At 39.9% G+C, this 18,434-nt stretch carries 16 protein-coding genes; 15 read left to right on the forward strand and 1 reads right to left on the reverse strand.

Features of this window, described 5'->3' with window-relative positions; translation table 11 throughout:
- Positions 1–300 precede the first annotated feature (300 nt).
- From BG05_RS05130 to pyrG, 8 genes are all read left to right on the forward strand, one after another.
- Positions 301–2,412 (forward strand): (Fe-S)-binding protein, encoded by a 2,112-nt coding sequence (locus tag BG05_RS05130; RefSeq protein WP_002130078.1) that lies wholly within the window; start codon positions 301–303, stop codon positions 2,410–2,412.
- A 9-nt stretch (positions 2,413–2,421) separates the two neighbouring features.
- Positions 2,422–3,705, forward strand: coding sequence for an acetyl-CoA C-acetyltransferase (locus BG05_RS05135; protein WP_003192474.1), 1,284 nt, complete (start codon positions 2,422–2,424; stop codon positions 3,703–3,705).
- A 49-nt stretch (positions 3,706–3,754) separates the two neighbouring features.
- Positions 3,755–4,606 carry a 3-hydroxybutyryl-CoA dehydrogenase gene (locus tag BG05_RS05140; RefSeq protein WP_002016322.1) on the forward strand — a complete coding sequence of 284 codons (852 nt, stop codon included), beginning with the start codon at positions 3,755–3,757 and terminating at the stop codon, positions 4,604–4,606.
- Between the two features lie 72 nt (positions 4,607–4,678).
- Positions 4,679–5,809, forward strand: a complete 1,131-nt coding sequence (locus BG05_RS05145) for an acyl-CoA dehydrogenase (RefSeq protein WP_002034888.1) — start codon at positions 4,679–4,681, stop codon at positions 5,807–5,809.
- A 22-nt stretch (positions 5,810–5,831) separates the two neighbouring features.
- The gene (gene acdA, locus BG05_RS05150) at positions 5,832–6,971 is read left to right on the forward strand and encodes an acyl-CoA dehydrogenase AcdA (RefSeq protein ID WP_002016320.1); all 1,140 of its coding nucleotides are present in this window, start codon (positions 5,832–5,834) and stop codon (positions 6,969–6,971) included.
- 64 nt (positions 6,972–7,035) lie between these two features.
- Positions 7,036–7,665 carry a TetR/AcrR family transcriptional regulator gene (locus BG05_RS05155; protein ID WP_002034889.1) on the forward strand — a complete coding sequence of 210 codons (630 nt, stop codon included), beginning with the start codon at positions 7,036–7,038 and terminating at the stop codon, positions 7,663–7,665.
- Between the two features lie 165 nt (positions 7,666–7,830).
- Positions 7,831–8,358 (forward strand): DNA-directed RNA polymerase subunit delta, encoded by a 528-nt coding sequence (gene rpoE / locus BG05_RS05160; RefSeq protein WP_002143883.1) that lies wholly within the window; start codon positions 7,831–7,833, stop codon positions 8,356–8,358.
- A gap of 257 nt (positions 8,359–8,615) precedes the next feature.
- Positions 8,616–10,223 (forward strand): CTP synthase, encoded by a 1,608-nt coding sequence (gene pyrG, locus BG05_RS05165; protein WP_002016314.1) that lies wholly within the window; start codon positions 8,616–8,618, stop codon positions 10,221–10,223.
- 32 nt (positions 10,224–10,255) lie between these two features.
- Here pyrG and BG05_RS05170 read toward each other — a convergent pair whose 3' ends face one another.
- Positions 10,256–10,780: a DUF2529 domain-containing protein gene (locus BG05_RS05170; protein ID WP_003192481.1), complete on the reverse strand. Its 525-nt coding sequence runs from the start codon at positions 10,778–10,780 to the stop codon at positions 10,256–10,258.
- Positions 10,781–10,982: 202 nt separating this feature from the next.
- Between BG05_RS05170 and spo0F the strand changes: the two genes are divergently transcribed.
- The 7 genes from spo0F (at position 10,983) to BG05_RS05210 (ending at position 18,419) form a co-directional block, all read left to right on the forward strand.
- On the forward strand, positions 10,983–11,351 hold the full coding sequence (gene spo0F, locus BG05_RS05175) for a sporulation initiation phosphotransferase Spo0F (protein ID WP_000398592.1): 369 nt from the start codon (positions 10,983–10,985) through the stop codon (positions 11,349–11,351).
- A gap of 211 nt (positions 11,352–11,562) precedes the next feature.
- A complete protein-coding gene (locus BG05_RS05180) occupies positions 11,563–12,420 on the forward strand; it encodes a class II fructose-bisphosphate aldolase (protein ID WP_002016312.1) in 858 nt (285 codons plus the stop codon).
- 347 nt (positions 12,421–12,767) lie between these two features.
- Positions 12,768–14,057, forward strand: a complete 1,290-nt coding sequence (murA, locus tag BG05_RS05185) for a UDP-N-acetylglucosamine 1-carboxyvinyltransferase (protein WP_002034893.1) — start codon at positions 12,768–12,770, stop codon at positions 14,055–14,057.
- 183 nt (positions 14,058–14,240) lie between these two features.
- Positions 14,241–15,206 carry a class II fructose-bisphosphatase gene (gene glpX / locus BG05_RS05190; protein ID WP_002016310.1) on the forward strand — a complete coding sequence of 322 codons (966 nt, stop codon included), beginning with the start codon at positions 14,241–14,243 and terminating at the stop codon, positions 15,204–15,206.
- Between the two features lie 429 nt (positions 15,207–15,635).
- A complete protein-coding gene (gene rho / locus BG05_RS05195) occupies positions 15,636–16,907 on the forward strand; it encodes a transcription termination factor Rho (protein WP_002016308.1) in 1,272 nt (423 codons plus the stop codon).
- Between the two features lie 571 nt (positions 16,908–17,478).
- On the forward strand, positions 17,479–17,724 hold the full coding sequence (locus tag BG05_RS05205; RefSeq protein ID WP_000643447.1) for a type B 50S ribosomal protein L31: 246 nt from the start codon (positions 17,479–17,481) through the stop codon (positions 17,722–17,724).
- Between the two features lie 110 nt (positions 17,725–17,834).
- Positions 17,835–18,419 (forward strand): thymidine kinase, encoded by a 585-nt coding sequence (locus BG05_RS05210; RefSeq protein WP_002016305.1) that lies wholly within the window; start codon positions 17,835–17,837, stop codon positions 18,417–18,419.
- The last annotated feature ends 15 nt before the right edge of the window (positions 18,420–18,434 follow it).

An 18,434-nucleotide genomic window follows, 5' to 3' on the forward strand; every position in this document is an offset into this window, starting at 1 on the left:
CACCTCGAAATTGGGTTAAAAGCAAAGAAGTTGGTTGGGATTCGGGCTGCCCGTAAAATCCCGATTGGTGAGGGCTAATAATCAGTAGGGAATAAACCGCTCCCTACTGATTAAAGTTTCACTTTATAGTTTCACCGAAATAAACAGCTTTATTAAAAAATGTGTTGTTGTATAACAAAAAACTGTTGACTGAATGCTCACTCATTATATAATGGGAATAGGGGATATAATTCAGAAAATTATATATTTTCGAAGATTCTAAAAAATAAAGGGAGCTTACAAAGAGAGGGGTAGCATAAAATGAATAGCTTACTAATCATTAATTGGCTGGCTGCCATTGCTGTTATTGCTTATGCGGGGTATTTGTTTGTATATCTTATACGAACAAGGATGGCCTACATACAATTAGGAAAAAAGATCGAATTTGACCGTCGTTTTAAAGAGCGTTGGGATCTTCTTAAGGTCAATGTTTTCGGTCAGAAAAAGCTGCTGAAAGATAAAAAGAGCGGCATCATTCACGTTATGTTCTTTTACGGATTTATTCTTGTCCAATTTGGAGCAATTGACTTCGTTTGGAAAGGACTTGCACCAGGATCGCATCTTCCACTTGGACCACTATACCCTGCATTTACATTCTTCCAGGAAATTGTCACACTCGTTATTTTAATTGCAGTCTTTTGGGCTTTTCATAGACGCTATATTGAAAAGCTTGTTCGTTTGAAACGTAATTTTAAATCAGGCCTTGTTCTTATCTTTATTGGTGGCTTAATGATTTCTGTGCTACTTGGTAATGGAATGGGAATTATATGGCACGGCGAGGAGCTTTCATGGAGTGAACCGATCGCTTCTGCGATCGCTTACGTTTTCTCGGGATTAAATGAAACCGTAGCCATTTCAGTGTTCTATTTCTCTTGGTGGGTGCATTTACTAATTTTGTTAACGTTTTTAGTTTATGTTCCACAATCAAAACATGCGCATTTAATTGCTGGACCAGTTAACGTGTTTTTTGGTCGTCTTTCAAATCCGGGAAAACTTGAAAAAATTGATTTTGAAGATGAAACACAAGAAACATTCGGTGTTGGTAAAATTGAAGACTTTAGACAAAATCAACTTATCGACTTATATTCCTGCGTCGAATGTGGTCGTTGTACAAATATGTGTCCGGCAACAGGAACAGGGAAAATGTTATCACCGATGGATTTAATTTTAAAACTTCGTGATCATTTAACTGATAAAGGCGCAGCGGTAACATCAAAAGCACCGTGGGTTCCAGTTGTTGCTTTTAATAATACACAAGGAAATCAGTTAGCGATGATGGCAGCTGGAAAAGGACAACAAGAATCAGCGGCTACAGCGCTAGCGTACGACCCAAGTTTAATCGGAGACGTTATTACAGAAGAAGAGATTTGGGCATGTACAACGTGCCGTAACTGTGAGGACCAGTGCCCAGTTATGAATGAGCATGTTGACAAAATTATTGATTTACGCCGCTATCTCGTTTTAACAGAAGGAAAAATGGACGCGGAAGCGCAGCGTGCAATGACAAACATTGAGCGTCAAGGTAATCCGTGGGGACTGAACCGTAAAGAGCGTGAAACATGGCGCCAAGGTGACGATGAAGTAACAGTTCCAACTGTAAAGGAGAAATCAAAAGCTGGCGAAGAGTTTGAATACTTATTCTGGGTTGGATCAATGGGTTCGTATGACAATCGCAGTCAGAAGATTGCGATATCATTTGCGAAGCTAATGAACGAAGCAGGCATTTCATTCGCAATTCTTGGTAATAAGGAAAAGAACTCTGGTGATACACCGCGCCGCCTTGGAAATGAATTTGTATTCCAGGAAATGGCGACTAAAAATATTGAAGAATTTGAAAAAGCAGGAGTGAAGAAAATCGTTACGATTGACCCTCATGCCTATAACACTTTTAAAAATGAGTACCCGGACTTTGGCTTACAAGCAGAAGTCTATCATCATACAGAATTACTAGCCCAGTGGGTGAAGGAAGGTCGTTTAAAACCTGTCCATTCTATTGAAGAGACAGTTACGTACCATGATTCCTGTTACTTAGGAAGATACAACGAAGTATACGAAGCGCCGCGCGATATTCTAAAAGCAATTCCAGGTGTAAACCTTGTAGAAATGGCGCGTAACCGTGAAACGGGAATGTGCTGTGGTGCGGGTGGCGGCCTAATGTGGATGGAAGAAACGACAGGTTCTCGTATTAACGTTGCTCGTACAGAACAAGCGCTAGCTGTACAGCCGTCAATTATCGGTACAGGATGCCCGTATTGCTTAACGATGATTAGTGACGGCACGAAAGCGAAAGAAGTTGAAGAAACAGTTCAAACTTTGGACGTAACAGAGATTTTAGAACGCTCAGTTATCGGACAGAAGAAAGAAGCAATGTAGTTTGTAGGAATGCATTTAAATTTAGAAAGAGGTGCAATAATTGCACCTCTTCTAGGCGCAAGGATACCGAGCGAGCGCTCGGTGCTAAAAAAAGAAATGGGGGAAAGAAACATGAGTAAAACAGTTATTTTAAGTGCTGCAAGAACACCGGTTGGAAAATTTGGAGGAACTTTAAAAGACGTGAAAGCAACAGAACTTGGAGGAATCGCAATTAAGGCAGCGCTTGAAAGGGCAAATGTTTCCGCTAGTGATGTTGAAGAAGTTATATTTGGAACGGTTATCCAAGGAGGGCAAGGACAAATTCCATCACGTCAAGCAGCAAGAGCGGCCGGCATTCCTTGGGAAGTGCAGACAGAAACAGTAAATAAAGTTTGTGCATCAGGGCTTCGCGCAGTTACGTTAGCAGATCAAATTATTCGTACTGGTGATCAATCACTGATTGTAGCTGGTGGAATGGAATCGATGAGTAACAGCCCTTACATTTTACGAGGGGCAAGATGGGGATACAGAATGGGTAACAACGAAGTTATCGATTTAAACGTTGCAGACGGTTTAACATGCGCATTTTCAGGTATACACATGGGTGTTTATGGCGGAGAAGTTGCGAAGGAAGATGGAATCTCTCGCGAAGCACAAGATGAATGGGCATATCGTAGCCATCAACGTGCGGTTTCGGCACATAAAGAAGGGCGTTTTGAAGAGGAGATTGTACCAGTAACAATTCAGCAAAGAAAAGGCGATCCTATCGTCGTGGCTAAGGATGAGGCGCCACGCGCGGATACAACGATTGAAAAATTAGCGAAATTAAAGCCTGTATTTGATAAGACGTCAGCGGTGACAGCAGGTAATGCTCCGGGACTAAATGATGGCGGTGCTGCACTTGTATTAATGAGCGAGGACAGAGCGAAGCAAGAAGGAAGAAAACCATTAGCGACAATTTTGGCGCATACGGCGATTGCGGTAGAATCGAAGGATTTCCCAAGAACGCCAGGTTATGCAATTAATGAATTGCTGAAAAAGACAGGTAAGACAATTGAAGACATAGATCTATTTGAAATCAATGAGGCATTTGCGGCTGTAGCAATTGCAAGTACAGAAATCGCAGGGATCGATCCGGAAAAATTGAATGTAAATGGCGGTGCTGTAGCAATGGGGCATCCAATTGGAGCGAGCGGAGCACGTATTATCGTTACACTTATCCATGCACTGAAGCAGCGCGGCGGCGGAATTGGAATTGCTTCTATTTGTAGCGGTGGCGGTCAAGGTGATGCAGTGATGATTGAAGTTCACTAATTAAGATTAGAAGATATATAGTTTATTAACAATTAAGGGGGAAGAAAAAATGAGTGTACAAAAGATTGTTGTAATTGGTGCAGGGCAAATGGGTTCAGGTATCGCACAAGTGTGTGCAATGGCAGGCTATGATGTGAAAGTGCAAGATTTAAAGCAAGAGCAATTAGATAGAGGGCTAGCTGTTATTTCGAAAAATTTAGCCCGCCAAGTAGAAAAAGGCCGTATGAAGGAAGAAGAGAAAGATGCGACTTTAAATCGCCTTACATGGACGCTCGATTTAAATAGTGTTAAAGAAGCTGATCTTATTATTGAAGCAGCTGTTGAAAAAATGGATATTAAAAAGAAAATTTTTGCGAATTTAGATGAAATCGCTCCAGAACACGCAATTTTAGCGACGAATACGTCATCGTTACCAATTACGGAAATTGCAGCGGTAACGAAACGTCCTGAGAAAGTAATTGGCATGCACTTTATGAATCCAGTTCCAGTTATGAAACTCGTTGAAATTATTCGTGGTTTAGCTACAGATGATGCAGTGTACGAAACGATTGAGGATATTACGAAAAAAATCGGGAAAGTGCCAGTTGAAGTAAATGATTTCCCAGGGTTTGTATCGAACCGTATTTTATTACCGATGATTAACGAAGCGATTTATACGTTATACGAAGGAGTGGCGACGAAAGAAGCGATTGATGAAGTAATGAAACTCGGTATGAATCATCCGATGGGACCACTTACGTTAGCTGACTTTATCGGTTTAGATACGTGTTTATACATTATGGAAGTGTTGCATGAAGGATTAGGAGATAGTAAATATCGCCCATGTCCATTATTACGTAAGTATGTGAATGCAGGATGGTTAGGACGTAAAACGGGTCGTGGTTTCTACGTTTACGAATAAATTCCTCCCTTTATTAAAGTAGTGGTCTGACCAAATTGTTAAGAAGATATATAGCAAACGGAGGCGAAGTACATGAATTTTCATTTTACTGAAGAGCAACAAATGATGAGGAAAATGGTTCGAGATTTTGCGCAGAAGGAAATAGCTCCCTTTGTTCCTAGTATGGAACAAGGGGTGTTCCCGAAAGAGATTTTGCAAAAGATGGGTGAGCTTGGACTAATGGGTATTCCAGCGCCTGCAAAATATGGCGGGGCAGAAATGGATTTTATTTCTTACATTCTAGCAATTGAGGAAATTTCAAAGGTAAGTGCAACGGTTGGTGTAATTTTGGCTGTACATACGTCAGTTGGAATGAATCCGATTTTATACTTCGGAACAGAAGAACAGAAGCAGAAATATGTTTCTAAACTGGCGACTGGTGAATATTTAGGCGCATTTGCTCTAACAGAACCGAATGCAGGATCAGATGCAGGTAGTTTGAAATCAAGAGCTGTAAAGAAAGACGATCACTACATCATTAATGGATCGAAAGTCTTTATTACAAATGGTGGTGAAGCAAGTACATATATCGTCTTCGCGTCTACAAATCCAGATGCGGGGAAAAGCGGGATTTCAGCATTTATAGTAGAGAAAGATACACCAGGCTTAATCATTGGAAAAGATGAGCATAAGATGGGTCTTCTTGGTTCTCGTACAGTGCAACTTACGTTTGAAGATATGAAAGTGCCGGCCGAGAATTTACTTGGTGAAGAAGGACAAGGATTTAAGGTGGCAATGGCGAATTTAGATGTTGGGCGAATTGGAATCGGAGCGCAAGCATTAGGAATCGCGGAAGCGGCGCTTGCATGTGCGATTGATTATGCGAAAGAGCGTGAGCAATTCGGAAAGCCAATTGCGGCGCAGCAAGGACTCGGATTCAAACTTGCAGATATGGCAACAAGTGTAGAAGCATCGCGATTACTTGTATACAGAGCAGCATCGCTAAGAGCACAAGGATTACCATGCGGTAAAGAAGCTTCTATTGCGAAATTATTTGCTTCTAAGACGGCTGTCGAAGTTGCGATTGAAGCGGTGCAAGTATTTGGTGGTTATGGTTATACGAAAGATTATCCAGTAGAAAGATTTTTCCGTGATGCGAAGATCACACAAATATATGAAGGAACGAGCGAAATACAAAAGCTTGTAATTAGTCGAGCTTTATAAAAAGGCAGAGGGGGAGACGGGAATGCATTTTAAATTATCAGAAGAACATGAAATGATAAGAAAAATGGTTCGGGATTTTGCGAGAAATGAAGTAGCACCGACAGCAGCAGAGCGTGATGAGGAAGAGCGATTTGATCGCGCTTTATTTGATCAAATGGCAGAGCTTGGTTTAACCGGTATTCCGTGGCCTGAAGAATACGGCGGAATTGGAAGCGATTACTTGGCGTATGTAATTGCCGTTGAAGAATTATCCCGCGTTTGTGCTTCTACAGGTGTAACGTTGTCTGCACATACTTCACTTGCTGGATGGCCAATTTTTAAATTTGGAACGGAAGAGCAAAAACAAAAGTTTTTGCGCCCAATGGCTGAAGGGAAGAAAATTGGTGCATATGGCTTAACAGAACCAAGCTCTGGATCAGATGCTGGTGGAATGAGGACGACTGCAAAACGAGATGGAGACCATTACATTTTAAATGGTTCGAAAATTTTTATTACAAATGGCGGTATTGCTGATATTTATGTTGTTTTTGCATTAACAGATCCTGATTCGAAGCAGCGCGGCACGAGTGCATTTATTGTGGAGAGTGATACGCTAGGATTTTCGGTTGGGAAGAAGGAAAGTAAGCTAGGGATTCGTTCTTCGCCAACAACTGAAATTATATTTGAAGACTGCCGTATTCCTGTAGAGAATTTACTAGGGGAAGAGGGCCAAGGATTTAAAGTTGCGATGCAGACATTAGATGGCGGCCGTAATGGTATTGCGGCACAAGCAGTCGGTATTGCACAATCCGCTTTAGATGCTTCTGTAGAATATGCAAGAGAACGTCATCAGTTTGGGAAGCCAATTGCGGCGCAACAAGGAATTGGCTTTAAACTTGCGGATATGGCAACGGATGTAGAGGCAGCGCGTCTTTTAACATATCAAGCGGCTTGGCTTGAATCAGAAGGGCTTCCGTATGGGAAAGAGTCAGCGATGTCAAAAGTATTTGCAGGTGATACAGCGATGAAGGTAACGACTGAAGCGGTACAAGTATTTGGTGGTTATGGTTATACGAAAGATTATCCAGTAGAGCGTTATATGCGCGATGCAAAGATTACACAAATATATGAGGGAACACAAGAGATTCAAAGGCTTGTAATTTCTCGTATGTTAACGAAGTAGGAACAAAAGCGTAGGTATTTTCCTACGCTTTTTACTTCCAAAAATAATAGAGAGAGGTGAAGGGATGGTTAAACATAATGTACATGCGTCAGTGAAAGATGAAAAATTAGTTGCGTTAAGACGTGAACAAATGATTAAAGGTGCGGTGCAGCTGTTTAAGCAAAAAGGATTCCCGCGTACAACAACGAGAGAAATTGCGAAAGCGGCTGGATTTAGTATCGGAACACTTTATGAGTATATTCGCACAAAAGATGATGTATTATATTTAGTTTGTGATAGTATTTATGAACATGTAAAAGAGCGGTTAGAGGAAGTGGTGTGTACAGAGAAGGGAAGTATAGAAAGCTTAAAGATAGCGATAATGAATTATTTTAAAGTGATGGATGAATTGCAAGAAGAAGTATTAATTATGTATCAAGAGGTACGTTTTTTACCGAAAGAATCACTCCCATATGTATTAGAAAAAGAGTTTCAAATGGTCGGGATGTTTGAGGATATTTTAGAGCAGTGTACGGAAAATGGGACATTTACACTAAATAAAAAGGAAATACAGCTTCTTGCACATAATATTTTCATACAAGGACAAATGTGGGGATTTAGACGTTGGGCCCTGCAAAAACTGTATACTCTCGAAGAATATACAGAAATGCAAATTAGGTATGTACTGCAAGGAGCACATATGTCTCCGAAATAAAGAATGGACAAATTATAATTTTATTGCCCGTAAATAGCGCGATAAAAGTTTCCCGTTTTTTTTGTAGCATATTTGTGCGACTTTTGTTTATAATGAATAGTATGGATTTTTTTAAGCAGACCGTTATATATAAGCTTATATTTGAAGAAAGGAAGTGCCGCATAAGTGGGTTTTAAGCAATATTCACCAGAAGAGCTAAAAGAATGTTCAATGATTGAAGTTGTACATAGTGTTTTAGGGAATAAAAGACAAGCAACGACATTCAACGAGTTGGTTCAAGAAATCGCTCAAGTGCTGGGACTATCTCAAGGGCAAGTTAATACGAAACTCGCACAATTTTATACAGATTTAAACATCGATGGACGTTTCATTAATTTAGGAGAAAATCGTTGGGGGCTACGTAGCTGGTACCCATATGAGCAAATTGATGAAGAAATTCTGCCTCAGCCAAAACCGAAGAAGAAACGCAAAGTTGAAGAAGACGGTTTTGACGACTACATTGAAGAAGATGATGTAGAAGAAGTAGAAGAAGAAGTAGAAGAAGATGTAGTAGATTTGGACAAAGTTCTTGAAGACGAAGACGCAGATGATGAAGATGATGATCTTGATGATTTAGAAGAAGATAATGAAGACTTCGCAGAAGAAGAACTTGAGTATGATGAAACTGAAGAAGAAGAAGAGGAAGAGCGGTAGCTCTTGACTTTTCATTATCGTCCATGTAGAATCATTTTTGGGCTCTTTAAAAAAAGACGATAATACTTTTAAAGTGTAAATATAAAAGAAAATTGCTCCCTACTTATTACTTTATGTGATGAGGGGAGCAATTTTCTTTTTTGTTTTTTGTTTAGAAAATAAAAAGAGCCTAACAATAAGATAGATACAGTGTTATCTACATACGTTGCGCTTTGCAACGGTGATTATATAACAACGAAGTAGAAGGGAGTATTTTCATGACTAAGTATATTTTTGTAACAGGCGGTGTAGTATCGTCTTTAGGTAAAGGTATTACAGCAGCATCTCTTGGAAGACTTTTAAAGAATCGTGGTTTAAACGTAACTATTCAAAAGTTTGATCCATACATTAACGTAGACCCAGGGACTATGAGCCCCTACCAACACGGTGAGGTATTCGTAACAGATGATGGTGCAGAAACGGACTTAGACCTAGGTCACTATGAGCGTTTTATCGACATCAACTTAAATAAATACAGCAACGTAACAACAGGTAAAATTTACTCTTCAGTTCTTCAAAAAGAGCGTCGTGGTGAATATTTAGGAGGAACAGTTCAAGTTATTCCTCACATTACTAACGAAATTAAAGAACGTGTATATCGTTCTGGTCGCGAAACAAATGCCGACGTTGTTATTACAGAAATCGGTGGAACTGTTGGTGATATCGAGTCTCTACCATTCCTAGAAGCAATTCGTCAAATTAAGAGCGACATCGGTCGTGACAATGTAATGTACATTCACTGTACGTTAATCCCGTACTTAAAAGCAGCGGGTGAAATGAAAACAAAACCAACGCAACATAGCGTTAAAGAGCTTCGCAGCTTAGGTATTCAACCAAATATTATCGTTGTTCGTACAGAACTACCTGTTTCTCAGGACATGAAAGACAAGCTTGCATTATTCTGTGACATCGATACAAAAGCAGTTATCGAAGCACGCGATGCAGATACTTTATATGCGGTTCCATTATCTCTTCAAGAACAAAACATGGACCAAATCGTTTGTGATCACTTGAAGTTAGACAATCCAGCTGCAGATATGACAGATTGGACTGCGCTAGTTAATAAAGTACGTAACCTTTCTAAGAAAACAAAAATCGCTCTTGTTGGTAAATACGTAGAGCTTCAAGATGCATATATTTCTGTTGTAGAAGCACTTCGTCATGCAGGTTATTCATTCGACACAGATGTAGAAGTGAAATGGGTAAATGCTGAGCACGTAACAGCAGAGAACGTAAAAGAATTAGTTGGCGATACAGATGGTATCCTTGTACCAGGTGGCTTCGGCGATCGTGGTGTAGAAGGTAAAATCGTTGCAATTCAATATGCTCGTGAAAACAAAGTTCCATTCTTAGGAATTTGCCTAGGTATGCAACTTGCATCAATCGAATTTGCACGTAACGTATTAGGATTAGAAGGAGCTAACTCTTCTGAAATTAATCCTGACACACCTTATGCAATTATCGATTTATTACCAGAACAAAAAGATGTAGAAGATTTAGGTGGTACACTTCGCCTTGGTCTATACCCATGTAAGCTTGCTGAAGAAACAAATGCTTACAATGCTTACAATGAGCCGGTTGTATATGAGCGTCATCGTCATCGTTATGAGTTTAACAATCAATTCCGTCCAGATATGGAAAAAGCAGGATTTGTATTCTCTGGTACAAGCCCAGACGGTCGTCTAGTGGAAATTATTGAATTACAAGATCACCCTTGGTTCGTGGCAGCACAGTTCCATCCAGAACTTGTATCTCGTCCAAACCGTCCACAACCATTGTTCCATGACTTCGTAAGTGCTTCTATTACGAATAAAGAGAGCAAGTAATAAAAAAAAGCGCCTGAAATAGGGCGCTTTTTTTAATATTCGTTTAACATTTCATCAATTGTAAATTTCAATCCGTGATAAGCAAATAAAGCTATAATTAAACTTGGGAACCCATAGCGGTTACCTTCATCATCTGGAATAAGACCTTTTAACAGCTTTGTATCAATATGTACATCTGTATATTGTTCCAGTGATTCAACACCTTCTTGAATAGCCGAGATTCCAACGATAGATTGGCCTTCTTCATGAAGTTTTTTCGCGGTTTTTATAATTTCTTCATCTGTCGAAAAACGACTAATAAGAAGTACGCGGTCCGCAGCAGTCACTGCCGCCGGTTCACCGTTTTCTATTAAACGTTTTGCTTGTTTCATTGGTTCGGCGCCAAATAATGCTTCTGAAACAATACCTTCCATTTCGTTTGTACCATGCAAGTAAATGAAGCCATCGCCAACTAACGCCTGGGCAAGTAGACGAGCGCTATCTTCTATATTCATTTCCTCTTTTTGAGAAATTCGGGAGAAATATCCACTTAATTGAGTCGAGAAAATTTTTAACATGTTGTTGCTCCTTTCTTTCGTGTTAGCTGGTTCTCATTATAGCTTATTTTTTTTGGAAAGGGGAAATAGTAGGGTGGCATAACAAAATAGGAAACGGTAAAATAAGAAAGAATAGGAAGGGATTTGGCAAAGAGTAGCGAAAATAAACCGATAAGATATAAGAAGCTTTAAATCTTGTACTTACACAGAAAGGTTGGGAGTTATGGAAGGGAAAATTTTAATCGTTGATGATCAATATGGCATTCGTGTTTTATTGCATGAAGTGTTCCAAAAAGAAGGTTATCAGACGTTCCAAGCAGCGAATGGATTTCAAGCTTTAGATATCGTGAAAAAAGATAATCCGGATTTAGTAGTGTTAGATATGAAAATCCCAGGTATGGATGGTATAGAGATTTTAAAACATGTAAAAGAAATTGATGAGAGTATTAAAGTTATTTTAATGACTGCTTATGGAGAATTGGATATGATTCAAGAAGCGAAAGATTTAGGAGCTTTAATGCACTTTGCTAAACCGTTTGATATTGATGAGATTCGTCAAGCAGTGAGAGATCAGCTTGCCGTAGAGGCGTAAAAAATGAATTTTTTATAAAAAATATGGAAAAAAGCGTTTACATGGACTATTGAGCAGGTGAATACGGTTGAGTTTTTGAGTACAAGTTGTTATCCTATTGAGTGTAGAAAGAAGTCCGGTATGTAAATATACATATTTTACCTTATTCTGGTCATACTACCAGCGATAAGAATTTATCGGATACAAAAAACGTTTTTTAGGAGGATTCACCATGCCTTTAGTTTCTATGAAAGAAATGCTAAACACAGCACTAGAAGGAAAATACGCAGTTGGTCAATTCAACATGAACAACTTAGAGTGGACTCAAGCTATCTTAGCTGCTGCGGAAGAAGAAAAATCTCCTGTAATCTTAGGTGTATCTGAGGGTGCAGCTCGTCATATGACTGGTTTCAAAACAGTTGTAGCTATGGTTAAAGCTTTAATCGAAGAAATGAACATTTCTGTTCCTGTAGCGATTCACCTTGACCATGGTTCAAGCTTCGAAAAATGTAAAGAAGCAATTGATGCAGGTTTCACATCTGTAATGATCGACGCTTCTCACCACCCATTCGATGAAAACGTTGAAACTACTAAAAAAGTGGTAGAATACGCACACGCTCGTAACGTATCTGTTGAAGCTGAGCTTGGAACAGTTGGCGGACAAGAAGACGACATCATCGCTGAAGGCGTAATTTACGCTGATCCAGCAGAGTGTAAGCACCTTGTTGAAGCAACAGGTATCGATTGCCTAGCTCCAGCTCTAGGTTCTGTACACGGTCCTTACAAAGGTGAGCCTAACTTAGGATTCGCTGAAATGGAACAAGTTCGTGACTTCACTGGCGTACCTTTAGTATTACACGGTGGTACTGGTATCCCAACTGCTGATATCGTAAAAGCTATTTCTCTAGGTACTTCAAAAATTAACGTAAACACTGAGAACCAAATTGAGTTTACAAAAGCTGTTCGTGAAGCATTAAACAAAGACCAAGAAGTTTACGATCCTCGTAAATATATTGGACCTGGCCGCGACGCTATCAAAGCAACTGTTGCTGGTAAAATGCGTGAGTTCGGTTCTAACGGTAAAGCGTAAGAATAAAATTCCGTTTTGGAAACCGTCTAGTCTTTTAGACGGTTTCCTTTCGTTGTATAATGAAAGCGTGAACAAGTCTAAAGATTTTATAAAGTGAATTTTTGGTTTGCAAATATAGAAAATAATGTGCATAGTCCTATTAATAAATGTGGTAAGTATCTGAATTGAGTAATTTGATTCGATGAATAGTTAATCTTCATCTATTTGTACAGCAGGGGAGCTACAGGTGATGGTTTTCTACTTATTGAGTTTCAGGATGGAAAGAGTGATTGAGATTCTTAAGGGGGAATCTTCTACTTCTTATAAAGAAGTAGAAGATAAATGCATTCACAAGAAGGGAGCTCAATATGGAAAAGTTGCTAATTGAAGGCGGAAGAGCTTTAAATGGAACGATTCGTGTGAGTGGTGCAAAGAACAGTGCTGTTGCACTAATTCCAGCGACAATTTTAGCAGATACTCCAGTAACTATTGGCGGTGTTCCTAATATTTCGGACGTGAAAATGTTAGGAGACTTACTAGAGGAAATTGGAGGGAAAGTAACTTATGGGCAGGAAGAAGAGATGGTAGTCGATCCTTCTAACATGGTTGCGATGCCTTTACCAAATGGAAAAGTGAAAAAATTGCGCGCCTCTTATTATTTAATGGGTGCAATGCTTGGCCGTTTTAAAAAAGCTGTTATTGGGCTTCCAGGTGGATGTCATTTAGGGCCACGACCGATTGATCAGCATATTAAAGGGTTTGAAGCGTTAGGGGCATATGTTACAAATGAACAAGGTGCCATTTATTTAAGAGCAGACGAACTACGTGGGGCACGTATTTATTTAGATGTTGTTAGTGTAGGAGCTACGATTAATATTATGCTAGCGGCTGTACGAGCGAAAGGTAGAACTGTTATTGAAAATGCAGCGAAGGAACCAGAGATTATTGATGTAGCTACATTGTTAACGAGTATGGGAGCACGTATTAAAGGTGCTGGTACAGACGTAATCCGAATTGATGGTGTGGATTCACTGCACGGTTGTCACCACACTATTATTCCAGACCGTATTGAAGCTGGTACGTATATGATTTTAGGGGCTGCGTCAGGAGGAGAAGTAACAGTTGATAATGTTATTCCTCAGCATTTAGAATCCGTTACTGCGAAGCTAAGAGAAGCTGGTGTTCAAATTGAAACGAACGATGACCAAATTACAGTGAACGGCAATAGAAGGTTAAAAGTAGTTGATGTAAAAACGCTTGTATATCCAGGGTTTCCAACGGATTTACAACAGCCGTTTACAACGCTTTTAACAAAAGCGCATGGAACAGGAGTTGTAACTGATACAATTTACAGCGCACGTTTCAAGCATATTGATGAATTGCGCCGTATGAACGCGCAAATTAAAGTAGAAGGCCGTTCAGCAATTGTGACTGGACCGGTTTTATTGCAAGGTGCGAAGGTGAAAGCGAGTGACCTACGAGCTGGTGCGTCCCTTGTTATTGCGGGTTTAATGGCAGATGGCATTACAGAAGTAACGGGACTTGATCATATTGATCGAGGTTACGAAAATATAGTAGACAAGCTTAAAGGGCTTGGTGCAAACATTTGGCGAGAACAAATGACAAAGCAAGAAATTGAAGAAATGAAGAATGCATAAAGTGAAACTTTAATCAGTATGGGGTATCCCACGCCGATTATTAACCCTCACCAATCGGGATAAGGTGGTGATACTTCCGTTAATGGGGAGCGAAGAATCACTACTAACGGAAGTACACTTTATAGAAAAACAAGGTTCACAAAATACGGCAGAAATATAAAGACTTAAAGGAGAGGGATTATCGTGGAAAGAAGTTTATCTATGGAGTTAGTACGTGTAACAGAGGCTGCAGCATTATCATCAGCGCGTTGGATGGGGCGCGGAAAAAAAGATGAGGCAGATGGTGCAGCAACATCAGCTATGCGTGATGTATTTGATACAATTCCGATGAAAGGTACAGTTGTAATTGGCGAAGGTGAAATGGATGAAGCGCCAATGCTATATATCGGAGAAAAATTGGGTACAGGATATGGACCACGCGTAGACGTTGCAGTTGATCCTTTAGAAGGGACAAATATCGTAGCGGCTGGCGGCTGGAATGCGCTTGCTGTTATTGCAATTGCAGATCACGGCAATTTGTTACATGCTCCTGACATGTACATGGATAAAATAGCGGTTGGTCCAGAAGCAGTTGGTGCAGTTGATATTGACGCACCTATTATCGACAACTTACGTGCAGTTGCGAAAGCGAAAAATAAAGATATCGAAGATGTTGTAGCGACAGTTTTAAACCGTCCACGTCATCAAGCAATTATCGAAGAAATTCGTAAAGCTGGTGCTCGTATTAAATTAATTAACGATGGAGATGTAGCTGGAGCAATCAATACAGCATTTGACCGTACTGGTGTAGATATTCTATTCGGTTCTGGTGGAGCACCTGAAGGTGTATTAGCTGCGGTCGCATTAAAATGCTTAGGTGGAGAAATTCACGGGAAGCTCTTACCTCAAAACGAAGCTGAACTAGCTCGTTGTAAAAGAATGGGTATTGAAGATATCAATCGTATCCTTCGTATGGAAGACTTAGTAAAAGGTGACGATGCAATCTTTGCAGCAACAGGTGTAACAGACGGAGAACTATTACGAGGCGTTCAATTTAAAGGTAGCGTCGGAACAACACAGTCCCTTGTTATGCGTGCAAAATCAGGCACAGTACGCTTCGTAGACGGCCGCCATAGCTTAAATAAAAAACCGAATTTGGTTATTAAATAAAAAGTGCAAGCGGCTCGTTTAGAATCGCAGGACACTTTAAGCTCTCGACCTTGAAGCGCTCTTTGCTTCGAGTGAGAGAGCGAAATGACCGGAGATTCTAGCTGCTGGAACTGGATTAAGTAAAAAGCGAAACCACCGACCATTCTAGCTGCTGAAGCTGGATTAAATAAAAGCAGAAATGCCTTATCTATTCTGCCTTAAAATCAGGTGAGTAGAAAAAAGAAAGAAATATGAAAAGGCGAAGACAAATTTTCTTGTCTTCGCTTCTTGTATTTGTGTTTCAACGTATTGATTAAAACTAGATAAAAGGGTTACAATAGTGAATATTATCCTACTTGAACTTATTGCCTTTCATTATTATTTATTTGCCTTCCGTATTTTTCCCTTTACCCATGTGAAAAGAGAATAAAGTTAAAGTGTGGTGTCTGAATGAATTTGTCAATTGCAGCATTAGAAAACATGAAATTAAAAGAGTTATACGAGCTTGCGAAGGAATTTAAGATTTCGTATTACAGCAAGTTAACGAAAAAAGAGCTAATCTTCTCTATCTTAAAAGCTCGAGCAGAAAAAGAAGGTTTCTTTTTCATGGAAGGCGTATTAGAAATTATTCAATCAGAAGGATTTGGATTCTTACGTCCTATCAATTATTCTCCAAGCTCAGAAGATATTTATATCTCGGCTTCGCAAATTCGTCGTTTCGATTTACGTAATGGAGATAAGGTTTCTGGTAAAGTACGACCTCCGAAAGAAAATGAGCGCTATTTTGGATTGCTACAAGTTGAAGCTGTAAATGGAGATGATCCAGACTCAGCAAAAGAGCGTGTACATTTCCCTGCATTAACACCGTTATACCCAGATCGCCAAATGAAATTGGAGACGGAAACGAAAAAGTTACCGACACGCATCATGGATTTAATCGCACCAGTTGGATTTGGACAACGTGGTTTAATTGTTGCGCCTCCAAAGGCTGGTAAAACAAGTCTGTTAAAAGAAATTGCACACAGTGTCACAACAAATCATCCGGAAGCAGAATTAATTGTACTTTTAATTGATGAGCGTCCAGAGGAAGTAACAGATATTGAACGTTCTGTTAAAGGTGATGTTGTAAGTTCTACTTTTGATGAAGTGCCAGAGAATCATATTAAAGTAGCGGAGCTTGTATTAGAGCGTGCAATGCGTCTTGTAGAACATAAAAGGGACGTTGTCATTTTAATGGATAGTATTACCCGTTTAGCGCGTGCTTACAACCTTGTTATTCCGCCAAGTGGTAGAACCTTATCGGGTGGTATTGATCCTGCTGCTTTTCATAGACCGAAGCGTTTCTTTGGGGCTGCGCGTAATATCGAAGAGGGCGGTAGCCTAACGATTTTAGCAACAGCGCTTGTTGATACAGGGTCTCGTATGGATGATGTAATTTACGAGGAGTTTAAAGGAACTGGAAATATGGAACTTCACTTAGATCGCTCATTAGCTGAGCGCCGTATCTTCCCAGCGATTGATATTCGTCGCTCTGGTACGCGTAAAGAAGACCTATTAATTCCGAAAGAACATTTAGACAAGCTGTGGGGTATTCGTAAAACAATGCGTGATACACCAGACTTTGTTGAAGGCTTCTTACGTAAACTTCGTCAAACAAAGACAAATGAAGAATTTTTACAAAACATTGTTGCAGACTCAAAAAGGTATGTAACCACTAAGTAAAGGGAAAAGATGGGGACTCGCTTATTTCGTAGTAAGCGAGTTTTTTATGTTTTTAAGGGAATATTAGAGAGAGTAATATATGGAAAAAATTTGTTTTTTGAGATGGAAATCATATTTGGATTGAGAGCTTGAAGTGCCCTACGATTCTGGGCGAGCCGCTTGCGCTTTAAGGTGTATCTAGTTCCACCTCCAGCGGCTAGAATGGTCGGTGGCTTCGCTTCTTCCTACGAGGCAAAAAGCGCTTCTTGGTCGAGAGCTTGAATTGACCTGCGATTCTGAACGAGCCGCTTGCGCTTTTAGGTATATCCAGCTCCAGCGGCAAGAATCTCCGGCCATTTCGCTCTCTCGGTCGAAGCAAAAAGCGCTTCTTGGTCGAGAGCTCCAATGTCCTGCGATTCTGAACGAGCCGCTTGTGCTTTTAATTTTTAAAAAGACAAAAACAGGTAGTTGCAAAATGGAGTTAGCCTTGTTATAATTTCATCATATGTGTTTCATCAATATAGTTGTGTAAGCAGCTGAAGATGAAAAACTCTGTTTCGAAAATGATTCAGGGCGGAAGGAGATGAAAAGAATGAAAGCAGGAATCCATCCAAATTACAATAAAGTTGTATTTATGGACACGAACACTGGCTTCAAATTCTTAAGCGGGTCTACAAAAGGCTCTAGCGAAACTGTTGAGTGGGAAGATGGTAACACTTATCCATTACTAAAAATTGAGATCAGTTCTGATTCTCACCCATTCTACACTGGACGTCAGAAGTTTGCTACTGCAGACGGACGTGTTGACCGCTTCAATAAGAAATACGGCATCAAGTAATAAAGAACATAAAACAGGCAAGTGTATGTATTCGCTTGTCTGTTTTTTTTGCGAAAATATTAAACCTTTACCCTACTTTGGATTAGGAAAGTAGATGAAAGGAGAGCTCAATGTACTTAATGAATCAAAATGGTTGGATTGAAGTGATTTGCGGGAGTATGTTTTCTGGAAAATCAGAAGAGCTCATCCGCCGTATACGCCGTACACAATTTGCGAAACAACATGCAATTGTATTTAAACCATGTATTGATAATCGTTATAGTGAAGAAGATGTTGTATCACATAATGGATTAAAGGTTAAAGCAGTTCCTGTTTCAGCTTCAAAAGATATATTTAACCATGTAACAGAAGAAATGGATGTTATTGCAATCGATGAGGTACAATTTTTTGATGGGGACATTGTGGAAGTGGTGCAAGTATTGGCAAATCGTGGCTATCGTGTCATTGTAGCTGGATTAGACCAAGATTTCCGTGGTCTACCATTTGGACAAGTTCCTCAGCTGATGGCGATTGCTGAACATGTAACTAAATTGCAGGCAGTTTGTTCTGAATGTGGATCTCCTGCAAGTCGTACGCAACGTTTAATCGATGGAGAACCAGCGGCATTTGATGATCCAATTATTTTAGTTGGGGCTTCAGAATCGTATGAACCACGTTGTCGTCATTGTCATGCAGTACCTACAAAACAAAGATAAGTGAAACTCGCTATG

The organism is Bacillus mycoides, from assembly GCF_000832605.1.
In the GTDB taxonomy this organism is placed as follows: Bacteria; Bacillota; Bacilli; order Bacillales; family Bacillaceae_G; genus Bacillus_A; species Bacillus_A mycoides.

What these genes read in the sequence shown, in the direction of transcription:
- BG05_RS05130 (WP_002130078.1), top strand. Translation starts at nt 301, where the DNA reads ATGAATAGCTTACTAATCATTAATTGGCTGGCTGCCATTGCTGTTATT.
- BG05_RS05135 (WP_003192474.1), top strand. Translation starts at nt 2,422, where the DNA reads ATGCATTTAAATTTAGAAAGAGGTGCAATAATTGCACCTCTTCTAGGC.
- BG05_RS05140 (WP_002016322.1), top strand. Translation starts at nt 3,755, where the DNA reads ATGAGTGTACAAAAGATTGTTGTAATTGGTGCAGGGCAAATGGGTTCA.
- BG05_RS05145 (WP_002034888.1), top strand. Translation starts at nt 4,679, where the DNA reads ATGAATTTTCATTTTACTGAAGAGCAACAAATGATGAGGAAAATGGTT.
- acdA (WP_002016320.1), top strand. Translation starts at nt 5,832, where the DNA reads ATGCATTTTAAATTATCAGAAGAACATGAAATGATAAGAAAAATGGTT.
- BG05_RS05155 (WP_002034889.1), top strand. Translation starts at nt 7,036, where the DNA reads ATGGTTAAACATAATGTACATGCGTCAGTGAAAGATGAAAAATTAGTT.
- pyrG (WP_002016314.1), top strand. Translation starts at nt 8,616, where the DNA reads ATGACTAAGTATATTTTTGTAACAGGCGGTGTAGTATCGTCTTTAGGT.
- BG05_RS05170 (WP_003192481.1), bottom strand. Translation starts at nt 10,780, where the DNA reads ATGTTAAAAATTTTCTCGACTCAATTAAGTGGATATTTCTCCCGAATT.
- spo0F (WP_000398592.1), top strand. Translation starts at nt 10,983, where the DNA reads ATGGAAGGGAAAATTTTAATCGTTGATGATCAATATGGCATTCGTGTT.
- BG05_RS05180 (WP_002016312.1), top strand. Translation starts at nt 11,563, where the DNA reads ATGCCTTTAGTTTCTATGAAAGAAATGCTAAACACAGCACTAGAAGGA.
- murA (WP_002034893.1), top strand. Translation starts at nt 12,768, where the DNA reads ATGGAAAAGTTGCTAATTGAAGGCGGAAGAGCTTTAAATGGAACGATT.
- rho (WP_002016308.1), top strand. Translation starts at nt 15,636, where the DNA reads ATGAATTTGTCAATTGCAGCATTAGAAAACATGAAATTAAAAGAGTTA.
- BG05_RS05205 (WP_000643447.1), top strand. Translation starts at nt 17,479, where the DNA reads ATGAAAGCAGGAATCCATCCAAATTACAATAAAGTTGTATTTATGGAC.
- BG05_RS05210 (WP_002016305.1), top strand. Translation starts at nt 17,835, where the DNA reads ATGTACTTAATGAATCAAAATGGTTGGATTGAAGTGATTTGCGGGAGT.